Genomic DNA, 22319 nt, shown 5'->3' on the forward strand with positions numbered 1-22319 from the left:
TGACACGGGTGGTGTCAGCGCCGTGTCAGCCGCGTGTCAGGCCCCGCGAGGAACGTGGTCGGCACAACCACCACGAAAGGCGACCCGATGACTGAGACGGTTCCCGTACCGCAGGGCCTCCCGATGCGACGCGACGCGGGTCCCTTCGCCCCGCCCAGCGAGATCACCCGGCTGCGCGGGTCGCGTCCGGTGAGTCCCATGGTGTTCCCCGACGGTCACGAGGGCTGGCTGGTCACCGGTTACGACGAGGTCCGGCAGATGATGGCCGACACCCGGTTCAGCTCGCGGCAGGACATCGGCATCCTGCACATGCCGTACGAGACTCCGGGGATGCCCGCCCCGACCGAACCTTCCCCGCCGATGCCGGGCATGTTCGTCGCGATGGACCCGCCGGACCACGGCAGGCTGCGGAAGCGGCTCACCGGCGCTTTCACGGTGAAGCGGATGAAGCAGCTCGAAGAGCACATCGTCGAGATCACCGAACAGCACCTGGACGCGATGGCGAAGCTCGTCCCGCCGGTGGACCTGGTCAAGGAGTTCGCGCTCCCGGTGCCGTCGCTGGTGATCTGCGAACTGCTCGGCGTCCCCTACGAGGATCGCGAGAACTTCCAGGCCAGTTCCGCGCAGCTCATGGTCAGGGACCAGACACTGGAAGAGAAGATGGCCGCGTTCATCGGGATGAACACGTTCCTCACCGAGCTGGTCACCCGCAAACGTGAGACACCCGGCGACGACATCCTGTCCGACCTGGGCCGCTACGACGACCTCACCATCGAGGAGCTGGCGGGCGCCGCGTTCCTGCTGCTGCTCGCCGGGCACGAGACCACCGCGAACATGCTGGCGCTGGGCACTTTCGCGCTCCTGGAGCACCCCGAGCAGCTGGCCGAACTGCGGGCCGACGCGGAGCTGCTGCCCGCCGCTGTCGAGGAACTGCTTCGCTACTTGTCCGTCGCCGACATCTTTTTCCGCTATGCCACGGAAGACCTGGAGCTCGGCGGCGAGACGATCCGCGAGGGCTCGACGGTCATCGTGTCGCTGCTGGCCGCCAACCGCGACCCGCGGCGCTTCGAGAACCCCGAAACCCTGGACATCCACCGCAACGCCCGCGGGCTGCTTTCCTTCGGGCACGGTGTCCACCAGTGTCTCGGGCAGCAGTTGTCGCGGATCGAAATGCGCGCGGGTTTCGAGGGGTTGCTGCGCCGTTTCCCCACTCTCGCGCTCGCCGTCCCCGCCGACGAGGTCAAGCTGAAGACCGACATGAACATCTACGGTGTCCACGAATTGCCGGTCACCTGGTAGCGGGCCGAGGGGGTCGTGACCGGAGGGACGACACGCGTGATCGAGTGGACGGCACGTGTGCTTGGACGGACGGCACGCCGTGGTACCGACTCGTCGAGCGGCGGTCCGTGAAGGCCTCCTTGAGGGACCCTGGGTCCCTCAAGGAGGCCTTCACGGACTTGGCACCCGAGTGGGACACCTTTGGGTTACCGCTCAATAGCACACGAGTCGCCACTCACAACGCTTTCGATAAGTACCCTTATCCTCACTCTCTCTCGCTTTGTCACCGTTCACAACGCCCCCGTCGCACTTTCTGGAAAACGTCCAGAGCCGTTTCCGCCCTCCGCGAGGAATGATCACGAGATCATCCCTCGACACCTTCCGGAGACACCATGCGTTCCTTGAGCCGCAGGGCACTGCTGGCAGTGGCGGCCCTGACCGTGACGGCGGCGGCGGTCCCGCAGACCGCCATCGCCGCTTCCCCCGCCGCCTCGACCAGCCCGCGCGTCTACGAAAAAGCAGGACCGCACAAGGCGGTCAAAGCGACGGGCGGCCCGGCGCACACCCTCTACTACCCCGCGGACATCGCCTCCGACGCCACCGAACATCCGGTCCTGATCTGGGGGAACGGCACCGGCGCCACCGTCGACCAATACGAGCTGCTGTTCACCCACCTCGCGAGCTGGGGTTACGTCGTCGCGGCCGCGAACACCGGCCAGTCGGGTTCCGGCGAGGAGATGCTGGCGGGCGCCCGGCATCTGATCGCGGAGAACTCCCGTGAAGGCAGTGTGTTCCGGGGTCGGATCGCCACCGGGAAGATCGCGGCCGCCGGACATTCGCAAGGCGGTGGTGGCGCGATCGCGGCCGGCGCGGATCCGCTTGTCAAGACCACGCTGCCGATCATGCCCGGACCGCAGGGCAACGTGAACAAGCTGCACGGCCCCGCCTTCTTCGTGTCCGGGCAGGCGGACATGGTCGTGCCCGCCTTCTACGTGCGCGGCCGTTTCCTTGCCTGCGACCAGGTTCCCGCCGTGTACGGCCAGCTCAAGGGCGCCACCCACTTCCTCCAGGGCGAGACCCGTTACCGCCTCATCGGCGCGATCACGGCCTGGCTGCGATACCAACTCAGCGGCGACCAGAACGCCAAGAGTGTCTTCTACGGCAACGGCTCCGGCCTCGACCAGGACGACGACGGCTGGTCCGCGAGCGAGCGGAACAAAAAGGCCGTCTGACCGGTCCAGAAATGCGCGATCCGTCGGCGGACGGTGCACGATCGGGCAATAAAATACTTCGCCGTGTTCGTTGTACCAACGTGGAGCGGCGCGGCTATACCTTCGTGTGATGACCGAGATTCGCGACGGGCTGCTCCGGCCGTTGGTGACTTTGTTGCGGGAACTGCCGTCCGGCCAACCGGCGTTCACCGACGAGCACCGGACCCTGACCTTCGGGGAATTGCTGGATTCGAGTGGCCGCTTGGCCACCGGGCTCGGAATCACGCGAGGCGACCGTGTCCTGATCCATCTCGGCGCACGCGTCGAATTCGCCGAGTACTGCTTGGCGGTCCTTCGGGCGGGTGGGGTCGGGGTCCCGGCGAGCGCGCGGTCGACGGCGGCCGAGCTCACGCGGATCGTGGACGACTCCGGCGCCGGACTGCTGATCACGGAGGCCCGGCACGCGGAAGTGGTGCGCGAGCTCCGAGCGGAGCGGCCGCGGTTGCGGGTGGTGTTCGTCGAGGACGAGCCGACGCCGTCGCAGGGTGAACCTCGCGACGATCTCGGCCTCGACGAGCCCGCCTGGCTGCTGTACACCTCCGGCACGACCGGCCGCCCCAAAGGTGTCCTGACGACGCAGCGGGCGCTTCTCTGGTCCTCGGCCGCCTGCTACGGCCCGATGTACGGGATCTCCGAGGCCGACACCGTGTTGTGGCCGCTCCCGCTGCACCACGCGTACGCGTTGTCGCTGGCCTTCGCCGGGACGATCGCCTTGGGCACGCACACGAGGATCGTCGGCCACGACCTGAAAAGCGCACTGACGGCGTATCCGGGCGGCGTCCTGGCCGGTGTCCCGGCGACCTTCCTGAACCTGCGCCAGGAGGTCCGCGGTGAGCTCCCCGCGCCGCGGCTGTGCCTGTCCGGGGGCGCGCCCTGCACCCCGTCGGCACGCGCCGCGGTCCGGGAACTGTTCGGCATCCCCGTCCTCGACGGCTACGGCAGTACGGAGACCGGCGGCAAGATCGCCGTCCAGCTCACCGGCGACGAGGGGCTGATCCCGGTGCCGGGTATGGAGATCCGGATCTCCGGCGGGCAGATCGAGGTGCGTGGTCCCGGGGTGGCGCCGAACGTGGCGGGCGTGGACGGCTGGTACCGGACCGGCGACATGGGCGGCCTCGCCGACGGACGGCTCACGCTCGACGGCCGCGCCGACGACGTCATCGTGTGCGGCGGCCAGAACGTGCACCCGACCGAGATCGAGTCGGTCATCGCCGAACTCCCGGCGGTGCGCGACGTCCTCGTGACCGGAAGGCCGGACGAGGTCCTCGGCGCGGTACCGGTGGCGTTCCTCGTGTCCGACGAGCCGGACCTCGACGAGGTACGCCGCCTGTGCCGCCGACGGCTCTCCGCCTTCAAGGTCCCGGTGGCCTTTCACCTGGTCGAGCGGCTCCCCCGGACGCCGTCGGGAAAGGCGCTGCGGAAACAGTTGCGGGTTCCCCGGCCCGACGACGTCGAAGCGCTGGTGCGCGACGCGATCGCCGAACTGGGCGAGGAGGACGCCGGGGAACGGTGGCGCGACCGGACGTTCGCCGAGCTGGGCCTGACGTCGCTGGGCGGTGTGCAGCTGCGGCACCGGCTCGCCGAGGCGACCGGCTGCGAACTCCCCCAGTCGCTCGTCTACGACTTCCCGACCCCGGCGGCGGTCATCGGCGAACTGGAGCGGCTGCTGTCCGGGCGAGGCGGGCCCGTCACGACGAAACCCGTGCCCGCGCGCGGCGACGATCCGATCGCCATCGTCGCGACGGCGTGCCGGTTCCCCGGCGGGGTGACCTCGCCCGAGGACCTGTGGAACCTGGTGGCCGCCGGTGTCGACGCCACCGGGGACTTCCCGTCCGACCGGGGCTGGGAGCAGACCGTGCGCTACGACCCGGACCCCGGCCGGATCGGCGGTTCCACCACCCGTCGCGGCGGTTTCGTGTACGACGCCCTGGATTTCGACCCGGCCTTGTTCGGCATGTCGCCGCGCGAGGCGCTGTCGACCGACCCTCAGCAGCGGTTGCTGCTGGAGACGTCGTGGGAGCTGTTCGAACGCGCCGGAGTGGACACCGCGACGCTGCGGGGCGGCGACACCGGCGTGTTCGTCGGCGTGATGAACGAGGACTACGCCAGTCGCCTGCAAGGGCATCAGCTCGAAGGACGGCTGGGCATCGGGTCTTCTCACGCGCTCGCGTCCGGCAGGATCTCCTACACCTTCGGCCTGAACGGCCCGGCGGTCACCATCGACACCGCGTGCTCGTCCTCGCTGGTGGCCCTGCACTGGGCCGTGCGCGCGCTGCGGGCCGGTGAATGCTCGCTCGCCGTGGCCGGTGGCGCCACGGTGATGTCGTCGCCGCGCACCTTCCTCGAATTCAGCCGTCAGCGCGGCCTTTCCCCGGACGGGCGGTGCCGCTCCTACGCGGCGGGCGCGAACGGCACGGCCTGGGCCGAAGGCGCCGGTGTCGTCCTGCTGGAACGGCTGTCGGACGCCCGCCGGAACGGGCATCCGGTGCTGGCGCTGGTCAGCGGTTCGGCCGTCAACTCCGACGGGGCGTCGAACGGGATCACGGCGCCGAGCGGACGCGCCCAGCGCGCGGTGATCAAGTCCGCGCTGGCCGACGCCGGACTGTCGGCGCCGGACGTCGACGTCGTGGAAGGGCACGGCACCGCCACCCCGATCGGCGATCCGATCGAAGCGGAGGCGCTGATCGCCACGTATGGCACGGGGCGGGACCGGCCGTTGTGGCTCGGATCCGTGAAGTCCAACATCGGGCACACCCAGGCCGCGGCGGGCGTGGCCGGGGTGATCAAGATGGTGGAAGCGTTGCGGCACGGGCAGTTGCCGCCGTCGCTGCACGCCGACGAGCCGAGTCCACGGGTCGACTGGTCGGCGGGCGACGTGGCCCTGCTCGTCGAGGCCAGGGGCTGGCGTGCCGGAGCGAAACCGCGCCACGCCGGGATTTCCGCGTTCGGGATCGGCGGCACCAACGCGCACGTGCTCGTCTCGGAAGCGCCGCCTCCGGCGGACACCGGACGCCGGACATCGCTGAAGGCACCGTGGCTGCTGAGCGCCGCGAGCGACAGCGCGCTGCGAGCGGTCGCTTCCCGGCTGCTGGCGACGGCGGGCGGCCGCGACGAGGACGACGTCGCGTTCACCCTCAGCACCCGCGCTCCGCTGGAGCATCGCGCGATGGTCTCCTCCGGTGATCTCGCCGCGCTGCGCGCTCTCGCCACGGGTGAACGCCGTGGCCGGATCGGGCGCGGAACGGCGACCGCGGCGTTCCTGTTCAGCGGGCAGGGCGCGCAACGCGCGGGCATGGGTAAGGAACTGTCGGACGCGTTCCCCGTGTTCCGCACGGCGTTCGACGCCGCTTGCGAGGCCATCGGCGGGCAGATTCGTGACGTCGCTTTCGGCGGCGGCGAACTGCTGGACCGGACCGATCACGCGCAAGCCGCCTTGTTCGCCTTCGAGGTCGCCCTTTACCGGCTCTTCGAATCCTGGGGTGTCCGGCCCGGCGCCGTCGCCGGGCACTCGATCGGGGAAATCTCCGCCGCGCACGTCGCCGGGGTCCTTTCCCTCGAAGACGCCGGTGTCCTGGTGTCCGCGCGGGGGCGTCTCATGGCCGCTTTGCCGCCGGGCGGCGTGATGATCGCGGTCCGCGCGGCCGAAAGCGAGGTCGCGCCGCTGGTGGGCGAATTCGCCGACCAGGTGGCGATCGCCGCGGTCAACGGCCCTCGATCCCTTGTCCTGTCCGGATCCGAGAGCGTGACCGAAGCCGTCGCGGCCCAATGGCCGGGTTCCACGCGGCTGCGCGTCAGTCACGCGTTCCATTCGCCGCTGATCGATCCGATGCTCGCCGAGTTCCGCGAGGTCGTCGCGGGACTGACCCACCGAAGCCCGGAAATCACGCTGGTCTCCGGGCTGGCCGGCCGGGTGATCAACGACCTCGGCCCCGCCTACTGGGTCCGGCAAGCCAGGGACACGGTCCGGTTCGCCGACGCGCTGGACGCCGTGGCCGCCGAAGGAACCGATCTCTGCCTGGAGATCGGACCGTCGGCCGTGCTGAGCAGGGCCGCGGGAGCGATACTCCCCACAGTGTCCACTATGGACACCAGTCGAGGGGTGCGGGAAGCTGCGGGAGAGCTGCACACCGCCGGTGTCCCGGTGTCGTGGGCGGCGGTGTTCGCGGGCAGCGGCGCCAGACGGGTCTCACTGCCGACGTATCCCTTCCAGCGCGAGCGTTTCTGGCTCGACCCGCAACCTCGCCGGAGCCCGGTGAGCGACGGGCACGCGATGCTCGGCCCGGCGCTGGTCGCGCCCGACTCGCCCCGGATCGTGCACGGCGGCTCGGCCGGGGTGCGCACGCACGGCTGGCTCGGCGACCACGTCGTCGGCGGCACGACCCTGTTCCCCGCGACCGCTTTCGTCGAACTGGCCCTGCACGCGGGCCGAAGCGGCCTGGCCGAGCTGACGATCGAGGCGCCGCTACGACTGAGCCGGACCGAGGACGTCGCACTCCAGGTGGTCGTGGACGGGCCCCGGATCGACATCTACGCCCAGGATTCCGGCGTATGGACCCGGCACGCCACCGGTCGGCAAGCGCCGTCCGACGTCTTCGCGCAGCCGTGGAAAGGCGAGTGGCCGCCTCCCGCCACCGAACCGATCGACCTGGAGCAGGCCTACGCCACCCTCGACTACGGTCCCGCGTTCCGCGCGGTGACGGGCTTGTGGCAGGACGGCGACGAACTGTTCGCCGACGTCGCGCTCCCTGAAGGCGTCGACGGCGACTTCGGGCTGCACCCCGTGCTGCTGGACGCGGCCGTGCACACCTTGGCGCTGGCCGGGCCGCCGGACGCCGAGATCCGGGTGCCGTTCCTCTGGACCGGTGTGCACGTGTTCGCCGCGGCCCCGCGCCGGGCGCGAGTCCACTGTGTACGGACAGGTCCCGGCGAGGTCCGCGTCGAACTCTTCGACCCCGCCGGGATGCCCGTCGCGGTGGTGGAATCCCTGCTCACCCGGCCGCTGCCCGCCGGGAGCACGATGCTCTACCGCCCGCGATGGATCCGCGTACCGGCCGCGAGCGCCGACGACGTCCGGATCGTCGACGCACGCGGCGAAGACGTCCGCACCGTGCTCACTTCGTTGCAGGACAAGCTCCCGCGCGGAGAACGCACCGTCGTCGTCACCGGTGACGTCACCGATCCGGCCTCGGCCGCCGTCTTCGGGCTCGGCACCGCGGCTTCGGCCGAATACCGTGGCCTGGTCACCGTGGTCTCCACGGAGCTGCCGGTGGAGCGGGTGCGTGAGCTCGTCGGCGGCAACCCCGAACCCCAGCTGTCGATCCGGGACGGCGTGCCCCACGCGCTGCGGATCGCCCGGACCGCCCCCGCGTCCACCCGGCCGATCGATCCGGCGGGAACCGTGCTGATCACCGGCGGCACCGGCGGGCTGGGCGCGGCGCTGGCCCGGCATCTCGTGTCCGCGCACGGTGTCCGGCATCTGCTGCTGGTCAGCCGTCGCGGCCCGGACGCGCCCGGTGCGGAAGAGCTCCGGCGGCTCCCCGCCGACGTCCGGATCGTCGGCGGCGACGTCGCCGATCCCGTCTTCGTCCGGCGACTGGTCGGCTCCTGCGACCCGCCGCTGACCGCCGTGGTGCATTCCGCCGCCGTCGTCGCCGACGCCGCGTTCACCGCGCAGACACCCGCCGGGTTCGACGCCGTCTTCCGCTCGAAAGCCGACGCGGCCCACGTCCTGCACGAGGCCACGAGGCGTCTTCCACTGTCGGCGTTCGTGCTCTTTTCTTCCCTGGCGGGCATTTTCGGCAACGCCGGCCAGGCGAACTACGCGGCCGCCAACCGTGTCCTCGACGCGCTGGCCGTCCGGCGACGGGCCGAAGGCCTGCCCGCGACGTCGATCGCCTGGGGACTCTGGGATCTGGCGGTCGGGCTCGGCGCGCAGATCCCTGACGCGGCAAGGCATCGCATCCAGACCTCCGGGGTGGCAGAGCTGACGCTGGAGCAGGGAATGGCCCTGTTCGACGCCGCGCTCGGGCATGCCGAACCGGTCCTGATCGCCGCGCGGCTCGACCCCACCGCCGCCGGCCTGCCCCCGATCGCCGAAGACCTCGGCCGTCCCGCGGCGAGACCGGCACCGCCGTCACCGGATCGGCGCTGGCCGGAACATCCCTCCGAGCGGGAGCTGCGCGACCTGCTCCGCGTCGAACTCGCCGAGGTCCTCGGCCACCAGGACCCCGGCACGATCCCCGAGGACAAACCGTTCACCGACCTCGGGCTCGACTCGCTGGCCGTGATCGACCTCCGCACCCGGCTCCGGGAGCTGACCGGGGTGGAAGTCCCCGCGCGCGTCCTGTTCGACCATCCGACTGTCACCGAACTCGCCGGCCACCTGCGAGCGTCTGACTGAGTGTCAAGGCGGTGAGGGCGACGGCGAATCCGGTGAGCTGCCAGCCGGTGAGGGTCTGGCCGAGCACCAGGAACCCCGCGGCCGTGGCGACGAGAGGGTTGGTCAGTGTCAGCAGCGAGACCGACGTCGGGGCGAGGCGATCGATGCCGCGGAACCACAGCGGGTACGCCAGCGCGGTGGTGACGACGCCGATGTAGCCGTAGCCGATCAGGTTCGCGGTCGTCAGCGAGCCGGGGAGACCTTCGAAGAGCAGTGTCGCCGGGGCGAGGACGAGCCCGCCCAGGGTCAGCTGCCAGCCGGTCATCGCCAGCGGATGTTCGGGGCGGCCCCATTTCTTGGTGAGGAGCAGAGAAACGGCCATGAGCGCGACGGCGGTGAGCATGGCGGCCAGGCCGAGCGGGTCGAGCCGGGCCTCCGCCGAGAGGGTCAGCAGGGCGACACCGCCGGCGCCGGCGATCGCGGCGAGCAGGATCGGCGCCGGTGTCCGGACGCGCAACATCGGCAGCGCCAGGAGTGCCACCAACAGGGGTTGCAGGGCGCCGAGCGTCGCGGCGACACCGCCGGGAAGGTGGTACGCGGCGTAGAAGATCAGCGGCAGGAAGGCGCCGAAGTTGAGCATTCCGAGCGCCGTCGTCTTCCACCACCAGGAGCCGCGCGGGAGCCGCCGGGTCAGGACCAGCAGGAGCAGTCCGGCCGGGAGTGCCCGCAGCGCGGCGGCCAGAAGCGGCCGGTCCGGGGGCAGCAAGGTCGCGGTGACGACGTAGACGGTGCCCCAGCTGGCCGGTGCCAGCGCGGCGAGCCCGGCGTCACGCAGCGTCGGTTTCGCGGCGGTGGGCTCGGTCGTGACAGGCCGTTCGGCGATGATCGCCATGATGTCTCCTCACTGATAATCTCAACGTTGAGATAACACCAGCGAGTTATGTCAATGTCAAGTCTCTTAATGTTGAGACGATTGGAGGCGCATCGTGGCCGACGCGGTGGACGCGGTGATCGGGCTTTGGCGGCACGAGCGGCCGGATCTCGAAGACAAGCTCTGGCCCGCCGAGGTGATCGGGCGCGTCCAGCGGCTTTCCCGGATCCTCGACCGGAAGCTCAAGGAGTTCAACGCCGAGCACGACCTGGAATCGTGGGAGTTCGACGTGCTCACCACGCTCCGCCGCTCCGGGGAAGCCGGCGGGCTGACGCCGGGCGCGCTGCTCAAGGCCGCGATGGTCACCTCGGGGGCGATCACGAACCGCATCGACCGCATGGAAGCCAAGGGGCTGGTCGAGCGGGTGCGCGACAGCGACGACCGTCGTTCGGTCAAGATCCGGCTGACCGGCAAGGGCAGGGAGGTCGTGGACGAGGTTTTCGTGCTCCACCTGGAGAACGAAGCCCGCCTTCTGCCCGAACTCAAGCCCGAGCAGTGGACCGAACTGATCGGCGGCCTGCGGCTGCTGCTCGAACACTTCGGCGACACGTCACTGGAGTGACTCCAGCGCGACGTCAGCAGCTGTCAGCGCGTCACCCGGATCGACCCCGAGTTCCCGAGCGGCGCGGGCGTACTCGTCCGCCGCGGCCCGCAGCAGAGCGGCTTTCCCCGGACGATCAGCCGCTTCGGCGACGACCGTTCCCCTGGCGCGGGCGGTGAGCACCCAGCCGTTCTCCTCCAGCTCACGGTAAGCGCGCGCCACCGTGCCCGAAGCCAGCGCCAGATCCCTGGCGAGCTGCCGGATGGACGGCAGCCGGGTGCCCGGCGCCAGCGCACCGGTGGTGATCAAACGGACGATCTGGTCCCGGACCTGTCGCCACGGCGCGATCCCGAGATCCGTGTCGACGACGACCTTCAGCGGCATCAGGCCGCTTCGGGACGCGAGCGGCCCTCGGCGCGCGACCGGTGCGCGAGGTGGTACCAGCCGGCGAATCCGGCGAGCACCAGCAGCAGGGACACCAGGTTCATCTTCTCCGGGATCGCGAGCGTCACGGTGGCGGCCAACCCCAGCCCGGCGGCGACCCGAGCGCTCCGGACCCGCAACGCCGTGTCGGCCACACTGTCCCCTGTGGACGGTCGGCGGACGGCGAGCAGGACGACCAGCCACGTCACCGCCGAGATCCCCGCGGCGACGCCGAGCTGCGCCCACCAGTTGTTGACAGCGAGCCAGCCTGCCGCGGCCACGGCGATCACCGCGTAGGTGACCAGGCCCCAGACGGGAATGAGCCCGCTCACGCCGCGCCGCTCCAGTGCCGCCTCACGGCGGGCACCTTTGCGGGGCCGCTGCGCCAGCACTTCGGCGATCAGCGCGCCGACGAGCAAGGTGGCCAGGACGGACGACGTGTTGTCACCGCGCACCCCGGCGGAATCGGCCAGCAGCGGCAACCCGAGGTAAAGCCACGGATACCAGAACCGGCGGCGGCGCAGATAGCGCACGGCCTCGTCGACGTCGGACAGCGAGGGATCGGCGACTCCCCACCGTCGCAATACCTTGGCGCCTTGCCTTTCGCCCGGCCACAGCACGATCAGGATCACGAGACCGAACAGGCCCATGAACAGGGCGACGGCCACGATGTTGTCGAACGGCACGATCAGCCTCCCGTCTTGTATCAAGTACACGATACAAGACCGGTAACCATTCGGCTGGATGGGTCGTGAGTGGCGATTCGGGTTCTAGCGGACTCGTAGTGAAGCCGAGGCTGGGGCCGGCGCGGTCGACGGGGGAAGATTCCGGCCGTTCAACGTCCGGAATCTTCCCCCGTCACCTCGTCTGACACCGGGTCGCGCCGGGCATGATCAAGTCCAAGACCGGGCGCCCCTGGCGAGCATGCCGCCAGAAGCGCGAGCGATCGAGCACGACACCTTTGCCTTGCCCCTCGAAACCCCTGGGGGATGTCCCCAATGCCTCATTCGGGACGCTGAGCGTCTCGGATGAGGCATTGGGGACATCAATGGAGGGCCGGACGAGCCGCGATCGACCGCAAGCAGAGGACTAATCGCGGACGGTCTTGAAGTACAGGAACCGCGGCTGCGTCCGCAGTTTCGCGTACCAGCGCGGGTCGGTGTCGGCGATCGACTCCTCCGGCATCGGCTCCACCAGCCTGTCGACGGCGAACCCGGCGTCCCGCACCGCGCCGAACGTCCAGCTCAGCGGCCTCCGGTAGAAGCGCACCTTCTGCCCCTGCGGGAATTCGTCCTCGAGCAGTTCGAGCTGGAAGTAGTTCTCCTTGCCGAACCAGCGCCAGTCCTCGCCCGGGTGGTGCACCGAGAACACCAGCAGCCCGCCCGGCTTCAGCACCCGCCGGAACTCCGCCAGCGCCGGCGCCCACTCCTTCAGGTAGTGCAGCACCAGCGACGCCGTGATGACGTCGATCGACGCGTCCTCGAGGAACGTCAGCGGCCGCGAGACGTCGGCCGTCTCGAACTTGGCGACGTCCCCGAACTTGTCCCTGGCGACGGCGACCATGCCCGCGCTGGCGTCGACGCCGAGGACGTCCGCGCCCTCCGCGGCCAGCAGCGCGCTCAAGTGACCCGCCGCGCAGCCGACGTCCAGCACCCGCTTGCCCGCCACGTCCCCGGCCAGTTCGACGATGGCCGGGCGGTCGTAGTGGGCGTTGGTGCTGCTGGTCTCGGCGTGCGCGGCGTAGAGCCGGGCGAAACCGTCGTACTGGGCGGCGCGCGCACGTTCGATGATCTCGTCGATCACCTCGGTCTTGGCGTCTGCGTACTGCTGGATGTACTTCCAGGTGCGCGACGCCAGTTCGCGTTTCTTGGCCTCGTAGAGCTTCAGCTCGTCCTCGTGCGCGATCAGGCGCTCGCGGAAGAGGCGATAACGCTCGGTCTGGCCGTTGTCCGGCGAATAGACGTGCAGGTTGATGTTGGTGTCCGGGCCTTTGAAGCAGCGGTGCTTCTCCCACTCCGGTTCGCGGATGACGAGCCGGTACCCCGCCGCTTCCAGCTCCGGCAGATAGGTGTCCTCGTCGTTCGAATCCGCGACGACCAGCATGATGTCGATGATCGGTTTCGCGCAGAGCCCCGGCACCGATGTGGAGCCGACATGCTCCAGGATCAGCGCGCGTTCCCCCAGGATCCCCCTGATGCGCTTGGCTTCCCGGTCGAACAGCCCGGGCCATTCCGGATCGTATTCGGCCAGCGTGACGGTGGAATTCAGGACCGGAGCCTGACCGACCCACGAGTCGTGGATGTCTTCTTCGGTGTAGTCGTCTCGATCGGGTTTGGACATGTGACCCCCTTGTTTCGTTCTCAAGGCAGTCGGCCAGATTATCGAATCCGGCGGATCTTGTCAGGAGATCGGCAAAGAAAGGATCCCGCCGGTCGCCTCGCGCAGCGCGTCCCGCATTTCGGCCCGCGGCGCCGGCTGCCCGGTGAAGTACTCGGATTGCCCGAAAGCCTGATGCAGCAACATGTCCAATCCGGTGGCCAGCTTTCCGCCCCGCTCGGCGACGGCTTCGGCGAGCGCGGTCGGCCAGGGGTGGTAGATGACGTCGAGGACGCAGCCGATCCCGGCCAGTTCGCTCAGCTGCCCCCGCACGGCGTCCGGGGGCACGGTGTTCACCAGTACCGCCGATTCCCCGGCGATCTTCCCGAAGTCGGCGTCGGCCCAGCGCAGGACCTCGACGTCGAGCCCGGCCCGCTGAGCCGCCTCGACCGTTTCCGTCGCCCGTGCCGGATCCCGTACGACGAGCCGGACGGTGCGCACGCCGAGCGCGGCCAGTCCGACGACGGCCGCCGCGGCCGTCCCGCCCGCACCGAGGACGACGGCCGCGTCGTCCTCGCCGGGCAGGTACTCCCCCGCGATCCGCAGGGCCTCGGTGACACCGTCGACGTCGGTGCAGTCGGCCAGCCAGCCGGTTTCCCGGCGCACCAGCGTGTTCGCCGCGCCGACGGCGGCCGCGCGCGGCGTGACCTCGTCGGCGTACTCCAGCGCGGCCCGTTTGCCGGGCATGGTCACCGAGAGCCCGGTCCACTCCGGGCCGAGGCCGTCGACGAACGCGGGCAGCCCGGGACCGTCCATCTCGACCCGCTCATAGGTCCAGCCGTCCAGCCCCAGCGCGCGGAAGGCGGCGCCGTGCAGCACGGGCGAGAGCGAGTGTTCGACCGGTTTCCCGAGGATCGCGGCCTTGCGCTTAGTAGACACCGCGCCTCTGTGCGTCCAGCTTGGCCTTGTTGTGCTCGTCGTTCGTCACCGTGAAGCAGGAGAGTCCGTTCTTCTCGCATTTGACGAAGAACAGCCACTCGCCGTCCGCCGGCTTCAGCGCGGCCTGGATCGCCTCCGCGCTCGGGACCGCGATCGGCGTCGGGGTCAGGCCGACGAATTTGTAGGTGTTGTAGGCGCCCGCCTTGTCCCGATCCTCGGGTTTGGTGAGCAGGGTCGGCCGGTCGAGGACGTAGTTGATCGTCGAGTCCATCTCGAGCCGCATCTTCTTGTCGATCCGGTTGTAGATGACCCGCGAGATCTTCCCGAAGTCGGCCTTCACCGCCTCGCGTTCGATGATCGAGGCGATGACGAGCGTTTCGTACGGCGTCTTGCCCTCGCCCTTCGACTGGTCGCTCAGTCCGGCGTTCAGGATTCGCTCCGCCGAGGTCTTCACGACGTCGGTGAGCAGTTCCTCCGCCGTCCAGCCGGGTTTGACGTTGAAGATGCCCGGCGCGATGAGCCCTTCGAGCCGCCGGTCCTTGTGCTCGGCGTTGGTGGCGGCCTCGACCGCCCACGACGGCACGCCCAGCTTCGCCAGATCCACGGTCTCGATCGTTTTTTTCAGTTCCTCGACCGGGATGCAGGTGCTCGTGCCGTTCAGCTCCGCGCAGGAAGCCTTGGACAGCAACGTGTACACCCCGGGCGTCTTCTTGCCGTCGGGCTGGGTGATGTCGTGGAACTGGGTGTACGGCCGGATCTCGACCTGACCGACCTTCGACGCGGGGGCGATCATCTTCTCGACCGCGCTGGCCCCGGACATCTTCGTCTTCATGACGTAGTAGCCCTGCTGGAGCCGCGAGACGGCGGTGTTGTCATCGCCCGCCTTCACGAACGCCTTGCCGCTGGCGACGACTCCGGCCGCCTGGAGCCGGTTGCCGATCGCCGACGTCGAGTCGCCCTTCTGCACCTGGACAAGGACGTCGCTCTCGCCGGTGCCTTCGTAGTCGTCGTAGCCGAAGATCTCGGTGAAGCCGTAGTAGGCACCGCCGGCGAGCAGGACGAGCACGGTCAGCGCGGCGATCCAGCCCAGCGCGCGCTTCTTCTTGCGCTTCTTGGGCGGAGGCCCCTGGCGTTCGGGGCGTTCGTCCTCGATGCGCTCGGGTTCGGCGCGGTCTTCGTCTTCGAAGCCCTGCTCGTCCTCGTAATCCTCGTAGTCGTCGTACTCGTCATAGTCGTCGTACGCGTCTTCGCCGAAGATCTCGTTGTATTCCTCTTCGCTGCCCTGAGGCGGCGGAGGAGCCGCGCCGGGACGGCGGGCCATCGGCGCTTCCTGGACCGCGGGAATGACGTCGGTCGGCCGCTCGTCCGGGAGCGGGCCGTCGTCCTCGCGGCGCCTGCGGCGGCCGGGACGGGGAGGCTCGTCCTGGGCGTACGCGGGTACGCCAAGACCCCGGTCACCCGGCTGGGGGGACCGCCGCTGCGGTGCGGCAGGCGGCGGTGGCGGCGGGGCCGCGGGTTCCGTGGCACGCCGGTGCGGGGCAGGACGCTGCGCGCGAGGCGGCGGATCGTCGGCGGCCCGGCGAGCACGCGGCGGTGGCGGCTCTTCCGGGGACCGGCGGGCGCGGGGCGGCGGCTCGTCCGCCGGGCGCCGCACGCGCGGTGCGGGCGGGGCCTCGGCGGGTTCCTGCCGGATGTGCCGGCGGCCCGTCGGCTGGGGTTCGGGCCTGCGACGGGGCGCGGCCGGTGGCGGAGTGGCCTCTTCAGGCTCCCGCAACCGTCGTCTACCGCCCTGACGGCGTTCGGGCCGGCCGTGGGGCTCGGTCATGTGTCGCCCTTCCGTGCGCGATGTGCCGCTACCGCGTCGATCCACGCCTGCAGGATCTCGACCGCGGCCGCCTGATCGACGACGGCACGTTGCTTACGTCCCTTCACCCCACGCTGCGACAGCATCCTGGATGCCGTCACCGTGGTCAACCGCTCGTCGGCCAGCCGCACCGGCACCGGAGCGATCCTCGCGGCGACCTTTTCGGCGTAGTCCAGCGCCGCTTCGGCCGCCGGACCATGACGGTCCTTGAGCGTCCGCGGCAGCCCGACGACGACTTCGACCACGTCGTGTTCCGTGACGAGTTCGACGAGCTGGTCGACGTCCTTGTCGCCAGTCGCGTCGCGAGTGAGGGTAACGAGCGGGCTCGCGAGGATGGGGTCGGGATCGCTCAGCGCGGTCCCGACCCGGACGGATCCGACATCCACCCCGAGCCGCCTGCCACGCCCGGGATCGGACTCTCCGGGCCGATCCGGGCGCCGCTGAGGGGCGTCGTCAGCCAACTTCGGCGACCGCCGCGCGCAGTGAGGCGATGGCCTGCTCGGCCCCGGCCGGGTTGGTGCCGCCGCCCTGGGCCATGTCCGGCTTGCCGCCGCCACGGCCGCCGATCGCCTCGGCGAACGACGGGACGAGCTTGCCCGCCGCGATGCCCTTCTCCTGCGCCGCCTTCGTGGTGGCGACGACGAAAGCGACCTTCTCGCCCTGAGGCGCGAACAGCGCCACGATGCCTGGGCGGTTGCCGAGCCTGCCGCGGATGTCCTGGGCCAGCGCGCGCAGACCGTTCGAATCGACGCCCTCGCCGAGTTTCTCCGCGACGACCGCGATCCCGCCGATGTCCTCGGCCTTGTCCGCGAGCGAGCCCGCCGAACCGAGCACCTGCTGGGTGCGCAGCTGCTCGATCTCCTTCTCGGCGTTCTTCAGCCGGGTGAGCACGTCGTCGATCCGCGACGGCAGCTGCTCCGAGGGCACCTTGAAGGTGCTCGCGAGCTGCGAGACGAGCAGCTGCTCCTTGCGGACGTACTTGAGCGCGTCCGTGCCGACCAGCGCCTCGACGCGGTGCACGCCGGAACCGATGGACGAGTCGCCCACCAGCTTCACCAGGCCGAGCTGGCCGATGCGGTCGACGTGGGTGCCACCGCAGAGTTCGCGGGAGTACTCGCCCATGTCGACGACGCGGACGTCGTTGCCGTACTTCTCGCCGAACAGCGCGACCGCGCCCAGTTCGAGGGCCTTGTCCTTCGTGGTGACGAAGGTGTTCACCTCGACGTTGGTCTGGAGGTAGTCGTTGACCTCCTCCTCGACCTCGGTCAGCACGTCGGCCGAGACACCGCCGGAGGTGGTGAAGTCGAAGCGCATGCGGCCCGGCGAGTTCAGCGAACCGGCCTGCGCCGCGCGCTTGCCGTACGCGCCGCGCACGGCCGCGTGGACGAGGTGCGTCGCGGAGTGGGACCGCTCGATCGACAGGCGGCGGTGCTGATCGACCGAACCGGTCAGCCCGCTGCCGACGCCGACCTCGCCGTCGACGACCTCGACGCGGTGCACGAACAGGCCCGGCACGATCTTCTGCACGTCGTGGACCTTGAGCTCGACACCGTCGCCGAGCAGCACGCCGGTGTCGGCGACCTGGCCACCGCTCTCGGCGTAGAAAGGCGTGCGGTCCAGGACCAGCTCCGCCTTCTTGCCCGCGCCGACGCTGCGTACCGGGACACCGTCTTCCAGCAGCGCGACGACCTTCGCTTCGGCCTGGAGGTCGCTGTAGCCGAGGAACTCGGTCTCGCCGTGCTGCTCCAGCACCTTGCGGTACTCGGACAGGTCGCCGTGACCGGTCTTGCGCGAGGCCGCGTCGGCCTTCGCCCGCTGCCGCTGCTCGTTCATGAGCGTGCGGAAGCCCTCTTCGTCGACGGTCAGGCCCTGCTCGGACGCCATCTCCAGGGTCAGGTCGATCGGGAAGCCGTAGGTGTCGTGCAGCTGGAACGCCTTGTCCCCGGCCAGCAGCGAGCCGCCGGAGCGCTTGGTCTCCTCGGCCGCGAGGTCGAAGATGCGCGAACCGCTGGTGAGAGTGGAGAGGAACGCCTCCTCTTCGACGCGGACGACGTCCTCGATGCGGTCGAAGCCGCTGACCAGCTCGGGATACGTCGGGCCCATGGTGTCGCGGACGACCGCGGCGAAGGCGGGCAGCACCGGCTCGTGCACGCCGAGCAGGCGCGCGGAGCGGATGATCCGGCGCAGCAGGCGGCGCAGCACGTACCCGCGGCCGTCGTTGCCCGGGGTGACGCCGTCGCCGATGAGCAGCACGCCGGTGCGGGCGTGGTCGGCGATGACGCGGAAGCGGACGTCGTCGGTGTGGTCGGAGCCGTAGCGCCGGCCGGAGAACTCCTCGGCGCGGCCGATCACCGGGCGGACGAGGTCGGTCTCGTAGACGTTCTCGACGCCCTGGAGGATCGTCGCGACGCGCTCGACACCCATGCCGGTGTCGATGTTCTTCTTCGGCAGCTCACCGATCGGCTTGTGGCCGTGCTTCGGGCTCTTGTCGCCCCGCACGTCCTGCATGAAGACGAGGTTCCAGATCTCGATGTACCGGTCCTCGTCGGCGACCGGGCCGCCCTCGCGGCCGTAGTCCGGGCCGCGGTCGTAGTAGATCTCCGAGCACGGGCCGCCGGGACCGGGCACGCCCATGTCCCAGTAGTTGTCCTTGCCGTCACGGGACTGGATGCGCTCGCCGGGCAGGCCGGTGAGCTTCTTCCACAGGCCCGCGGCCTCGGAGTCGTCCTCGTAGACGGTCGCCCAGATGCGCGCCGGGTCGAGGCCGTAGCCGCCCTCGCTCTGCGGCTTGGTGATCAGCTCCCAGGCCGCCTCGATGGCGCCTTCCTTGAAGTAGTCGCCGAAGGAGAAGTTCCCGGCCATCTGGAAGAACGTGTTGTGCCGGGTGGTCTTGCCGACCTCGTCGATGTCCGGCGTGCGGACGCATTTCTGGACGCTGGTCGCGCGGGGGTACGGCGGCGGGGCCTCGCCGAGGAAGTACGGCTTGAACTGGACCATGCCGGCGTTGACGAACAGCAGGTTCGGGTCGTCGAGGATCAGGGGCGCGCTGGGGACGCGCGTGTGCCCCTTGTTCTCGAAATGGCTCAGGAAGCGCTGGGTGATTTCGTGTGTTTCCACGGGATCGTCCTTGTATACGGGCTCGCGCGAAGGCGCTGGAGGAATGCGGACAGGCTGGAACGGCGGAGGGCCGGGGCTTCGGAGTCGCGGACGCGACCCGATCAGCCCTCCGCCCGGCGAGCTCGCCGGACCGGGCGACGCGGCTGGGCCGCGTGCCTGCCCGCGGGGCCTTCCGAGGCCGTGCTCAAACCGGTGCGTTCGGACACCATGTCGTGCAACTCCTGTTCACGCTCGCTCATCCCGGCGCGGACCTCCGCGCCGAACGAACCGACGGCGCCCGCGAGTTCCCGCACGGCGTCGCCCAGGTTCGAGGCTAGCCCCGCCGGAGTGGCCTGGCGAGCGGTTTCCGTCGCTTTGCGTGACAGGGCGACCCCGGCGACGACGCCGACGCCGAGCCAGAACAGGCGCTTCATTTGCGGCCCCGTTTCGCCGGACGCGCGGCCTTCGCTTCCGCCTTCTTGCGGCGGGCCTTGATCGCCTTGCTGAGGCCGTACGACAGCGCGGCCGTCTTCACGAGCGGCCCGCCGAGCGTCGCGGTGAACACCGACGACAGCGCGGACACGTTGCCGGACACGGCCTGAGCGTTGGCCGTGATGCCGTCGACCCGCTCCAGCTGCGTGTTGACGTGCGTGATCGTCTCGTTCGCGCCGATCAGCAACGGGTCGGTGTTCTCGTGCGCCTTGCGGATGGCGATCGTGGCCTCGTCCAGGGTCCGGCCGAGCTTGAACAGCACGATCGCCAGCAGCACGACGAGTACGACGAATGCTCCTGCGGCGATCAGCGCGGCGATCTGCCCTGCCGACACGGGCCCTCCTCAAGGGTCTGCGGTCTTGGTGCCCGTGAGGTTACCGCCCCTCTGCCCGTTCAGCGGTGTCACCCCGCCCGACGGTCACTCAGCGCAGTGAACCGGGACAGGAAGCGTGGCGAACGCTGTTCGCCGCACATACGACCTGTTCGGTTCTTGTGCCGTTCACATTGCTGGGATTAGGTCGCCCGCATGCCTGAACTGTCACGCCGTACGTTGCTGGGCGCCACCGGCGCCGCGGCCGCCACCACGCTTCTCCCCCCGTCCGTGCACGCCGCCATGGCCGAACCCATGCGCCGCGGCGGACTGGACGTCATCGAGCACGTGATCGTGCTGATGCAGGAGAACCGGTCGTTCGACCACTACTACGGCAACCTGCGCGGCGTCCGGGGCTTCGCCGACACCCATCCGCTCGAACTGCCCTCGGGCAAATCGGTGTTCGAGCAGCCGAATCCCGCCGGTGGCACGGTGCTGCCGTTCTCGGTGCGGAAGGCGGCCGAGCTCGCCGGCCGGAACGCCGACGACATCCAGTACCTCGGCGACCTCGACCACAGCTGGAACGGCAGCGGCAAGGCGTGGGCGCGCGGCTGGAACAACGGCTGGATCTCGGCCAAGACCCCCGCGACCATGACGTACTACGAGCGCCGCGACATCGCGCTGCAGTACGAGCTCGCGGACACCTTCACCATCTGCGACGCCTACCACTGCTCGATCTTCGGCTCGACCAACCCGAACCGGAACTTCCTCTGGACCGGGACCACCGGTTTCGAACCGGGCAGCACGACGAACCGCGCGGTCTCGAACGCGGCGTACTCCTACGACCACGCGGGCTACGACTGGACGACGTACCCGGAGCGGCTCGAAGCCGCCGGGGTGCCGTGGCAGATCTACCAGGAGTGGGACAACTTCACCGACAACGCCGTCGAGTACTTCAAGCCGTTCAAGAAGGTCGGGACGAAGATCCTCGCCTCGGTCGAGCAGAAGTTCCGCACCACCGAGGAGTTCTACGACGAGCTGCTCAAGAAGACCCCCGAGGAACGCGCGAAGCTTCAGGCGCAGTTCGACGCCGGGGTCGCGAAGCTGACGCCCGCCGAGCGGAACCTGTTCAAGAAGGCCATGTACCGCAGCGAGCCGGAGACTCTGGTGACCCGGCTGAAGGCGGACATCCAGGCGCGGCGGCTGCCCGCGGTGAGCTGGCTGGTGCCGTCCGCGAAGGACTCCGAGCACCCCGGCGCGTCCACCCCGGTCGGCAGCGCGAACCTGATCTACCGCGTGCTCGACGCCCTCGCGTCCGACCGTGAGACGTGGTCGAAGACGGTGCTGCTGATCAACTTCGACGAGAACGACGGCTATTTCGACCACGTCCCGCCGCCGATGCCGCCCGGCAACGCGGCGAACGACGCGGACCACTTCAACGGCCAGCCGCTCGGGTTCGGCCCGCGCGTGCCGATGACGGTCGTCTCGCCGTGGTCGATCGGCGGCAACGTCGATTCGACGGTGTACGACCACACCTCGGTGCTGCGGTTCCTCGAACGCTGGACCGGCGTGGGCGAGCCGAACATCAGCAAGTGGCGGCGGACCGTCGCGGGCGACCTCACCGGCGCCTTCGACTTCTCGCGCGCCGGCCGCCAGCCCCGGGTGAACCGGCCCGGTCCGGTGCCCGCGCCGATCAGCCGCTGGCGGCCGTCCGCCCCGGCGGAGCAGAGCCTGCCGGTGGCAGAGCCCGGCAACCGGCCGTCGCGTCCGCTGCCGTACCAGGTCTCGGTGTCCGGCGCGGTCGACAAGTCCGGGAACCTGGCGCTTTCGCTGGCCAACAGCGGCTCGTCTTCGGCCCATTTCGCGCTGTACCCGTACAAGGGCGAGTTCGCCGAGCCCGCGCACCGCGATGTCCGCGGTGAGGCGCCGGAGGTCGTGAAGCTGGCCGGTGACGAGTACCGCGTCGTCGTCCAGGGTCCGAACCGGTCGTGGTGGGAACTGCGCGGGAACCGTCGCGGGGCCGCCGCGGGCGTCGACGTCCGGACACGGTTCCTGACGTGGCGTTCGGGTGTCGAGTTCAAGCTGTCCAACTCGGGCACTTCGGCGCTGACGCTGCGGCTGTCGTCCTCGCGGTTCACGCGGGTGGTGCGGGTCGGGGCCGGACGTTCGGTCACCGTGGACTGGCCGGTTTCGGGCGGCTGGTACGACGTTCGCGTGACGGCGGACGGGGATCCGTCGTTCCTGCGGACGCTGACCGCGCGGGTGGAGAACGGACGGTCCGGCGTCTCCTGCTGACCGGTTCAAGTACATGAAGGCCCCCTTCCTTGCGCCTAGGTACAGGAAGGGGGCCTTCATGTACTTACTGGAGGTTGAGGTGTCCGGTTCGCTCGCCGGCGTGCCGAGCAGGGCCGTCGCGGGGGGGGGGGGGGGGTGTTTTTTTTTTTTAGAAAAAAATATTAAAAGAAAACCACAAAACACA

The 22319-nt window shown here is 69.8% G+C and carries 15 protein-coding genes; 5 read left to right on the forward strand and 10 right to left on the reverse strand.

Going from position 1 to position 22319, the window contains the following annotated elements; genetic code table 11:
• Nucleotides 1–87: 87 nt before the first annotated feature.
• From ACFWMR_RS26640 to ACFWMR_RS26650, 3 genes are all read left to right on the forward strand, one after another.
• Nucleotides 88–1299: a cytochrome P450 gene (locus ACFWMR_RS26640; RefSeq protein ID WP_378380329.1), complete on the forward strand. Its 1212-nt coding sequence runs from the start codon at nucleotides 88–90 to the stop codon at nucleotides 1297–1299.
• Nucleotides 1300–1670: 371 nt separating this feature from the next.
• Nucleotides 1671–2510, forward strand: a complete 840-nt coding sequence (locus ACFWMR_RS26645; RefSeq protein ID WP_378380330.1) for a poly(ethylene terephthalate) hydrolase family protein — start codon at nucleotides 1671–1673, stop codon at nucleotides 2508–2510.
• Between the two features lie 109 nt (nucleotides 2511–2619).
• On the forward strand, nucleotides 2620–8949 hold the full coding sequence (locus ACFWMR_RS26650) for an SDR family NAD(P)-dependent oxidoreductase (protein ID WP_378380331.1): 6330 nt from the start codon (nucleotides 2620–2622) through the stop codon (nucleotides 8947–8949).
• Here ACFWMR_RS26650 and ACFWMR_RS26655 read toward each other — a convergent pair.
• A complete protein-coding gene (locus ACFWMR_RS26655) occupies nucleotides 8912–9820 on the reverse strand; it encodes an EamA family transporter (RefSeq protein WP_093936565.1) in 909 nt (302 codons plus the stop codon). The two genes, ACFWMR_RS26650 and ACFWMR_RS26655, sit on opposite strands and share 38 nt — an antisense overlap.
• Nucleotides 9821–9914: 94 nt before the next feature.
• Between ACFWMR_RS26655 and ACFWMR_RS26660 the strand changes: the two genes are divergently transcribed.
• Entirely contained in the window at nucleotides 9915–10421 is a 507-nt protein-coding gene (locus ACFWMR_RS26660) for a MarR family winged helix-turn-helix transcriptional regulator (protein ID WP_378380332.1), read from the forward strand.
• On the opposite strand, the gene ACFWMR_RS26665 is transcribed toward ACFWMR_RS26660, so the two are convergent.
• The 9 genes from ACFWMR_RS26665 to ACFWMR_RS26705 form a co-directional block, all read right to left on the reverse strand.
• On the reverse strand, nucleotides 10410–10784 hold the full coding sequence (locus ACFWMR_RS26665) for a GntR family transcriptional regulator (protein WP_378380333.1): 375 nt from the start codon (nucleotides 10782–10784) through the stop codon (nucleotides 10410–10412). The genes ACFWMR_RS26660 and ACFWMR_RS26665 overlap by 12 nt on opposite strands.
• The gene (locus ACFWMR_RS26670; protein WP_378380334.1) at nucleotides 10784–11509 is read right to left on the reverse strand and encodes a hypothetical protein; all 726 of its coding nucleotides are present in this window, start codon (nucleotides 11507–11509) and stop codon (nucleotides 10784–10786) included. The genes ACFWMR_RS26665 and ACFWMR_RS26670 overlap by 1 nt, the downstream gene beginning before the upstream one ends.
• 403 nt (nucleotides 11510–11912) lie before the next feature.
• Nucleotides 11913–13163: a GrpB family protein gene (locus ACFWMR_RS26675; RefSeq protein WP_378380335.1), complete on the reverse strand. Its 1251-nt coding sequence runs from the start codon at nucleotides 13161–13163 to the stop codon at nucleotides 11913–11915.
• Nucleotides 13164–13223: 60 nt separating this feature from the next.
• On the reverse strand, nucleotides 13224–14054 hold the full coding sequence (locus ACFWMR_RS26680) for a shikimate dehydrogenase (protein ID WP_378380343.1): 831 nt from the start codon (nucleotides 14052–14054) through the stop codon (nucleotides 13224–13226).
• 13 nt (nucleotides 14055–14067) lie between these two features.
• The gene (gene mltG, locus ACFWMR_RS26685; protein WP_378380344.1) at nucleotides 14068–15732 is read right to left on the reverse strand and encodes an endolytic transglycosylase MltG; all 1665 of its coding nucleotides are present in this window, start codon (nucleotides 15730–15732) and stop codon (nucleotides 14068–14070) included.
• Between the two features lie 167 nt (nucleotides 15733–15899).
• Nucleotides 15900–16328 (reverse strand): Holliday junction resolvase RuvX, encoded by a 429-nt coding sequence (ruvX, locus tag ACFWMR_RS26690; RefSeq protein ID WP_378380336.1) that lies wholly within the window; start codon nucleotides 16326–16328, stop codon nucleotides 15900–15902.
• A 67-nt stretch (nucleotides 16329–16395) separates the two neighbouring features.
• The gene (gene alaS / locus ACFWMR_RS26695; RefSeq protein WP_378380337.1) at nucleotides 16396–19059 is read right to left on the reverse strand and encodes an alanine--tRNA ligase; all 2664 of its coding nucleotides are present in this window, start codon (nucleotides 19057–19059) and stop codon (nucleotides 16396–16398) included.
• 101 nt (nucleotides 19060–19160) lie between these two features.
• Nucleotides 19161–19472 carry a hypothetical protein gene (locus ACFWMR_RS26700; RefSeq protein WP_378277907.1) on the reverse strand — a complete coding sequence of 104 codons (312 nt, stop codon included), beginning with the start codon at nucleotides 19470–19472 and terminating at the stop codon, nucleotides 19161–19163.
• Nucleotides 19469–19864, reverse strand: coding sequence for a DUF948 domain-containing protein (locus ACFWMR_RS26705; RefSeq protein ID WP_364216798.1), 396 nt, complete (start codon nucleotides 19862–19864; stop codon nucleotides 19469–19471). Before ACFWMR_RS26705 ends, ACFWMR_RS26700 begins: the two co-directional genes overlap by 4 nt.
• Before the next feature lie 192 nt (nucleotides 19865–20056).
• Between ACFWMR_RS26705 and ACFWMR_RS26710 the strand changes: the two genes are divergently transcribed.
• The gene (locus ACFWMR_RS26710) at nucleotides 20057–22135 is read left to right on the forward strand and encodes a phosphocholine-specific phospholipase C (RefSeq protein WP_378380338.1); all 2079 of its coding nucleotides are present in this window, start codon (nucleotides 20057–20059) and stop codon (nucleotides 22133–22135) included.
• The last annotated feature ends 184 nt before the right edge of the window (nucleotides 22136–22319 follow it).

Origin of the sequence: Amycolatopsis thailandensis (genome assembly GCF_042723255.1) — a bacterium.
In the GTDB taxonomy this organism is placed as follows: domain Bacteria; phylum Actinomycetota; class Actinomycetes; order Mycobacteriales; family Pseudonocardiaceae; genus Amycolatopsis; species Amycolatopsis thailandensis.

Bases quoted from the DNA above. Each gene is read 5' to 3' on its own strand.
- ACFWMR_RS26655 (WP_093936565.1), bottom strand. From the start codon at position 9,820: ATGGCGATCATCGCCGAACGGCCTGTCACGACCGAGCCCACCGCCGCG.
- ACFWMR_RS26665 (WP_378380333.1), bottom strand. From the start codon at position 10,784: ATGCCGCTGAAGGTCGTCGTCGACACGGATCTCGGGATCGCGCCGTGG.
- ACFWMR_RS26710 (WP_378380338.1), top strand. From the start codon at position 20,057: ATGCCTGAACTGTCACGCCGTACGTTGCTGGGCGCCACCGGCGCCGCG.
- ACFWMR_RS26640 (WP_378380329.1), top strand. From the start codon at position 88: ATGACTGAGACGGTTCCCGTACCGCAGGGCCTCCCGATGCGACGCGAC.
- ACFWMR_RS26700 (WP_378277907.1), bottom strand. From the start codon at position 19,472: ATGAAGCGCCTGTTCTGGCTCGGCGTCGGCGTCGTCGCCGGGGTCGCC.
- ACFWMR_RS26645 (WP_378380330.1), top strand. From the start codon at position 1,671: ATGCGTTCCTTGAGCCGCAGGGCACTGCTGGCAGTGGCGGCCCTGACC.
- ACFWMR_RS26650 (WP_378380331.1), top strand. From the start codon at position 2,620: ATGACCGAGATTCGCGACGGGCTGCTCCGGCCGTTGGTGACTTTGTTG.
- ACFWMR_RS26675 (WP_378380335.1), bottom strand. From the start codon at position 13,163: ATGTCCAAACCCGATCGAGACGACTACACCGAAGAAGACATCCACGAC.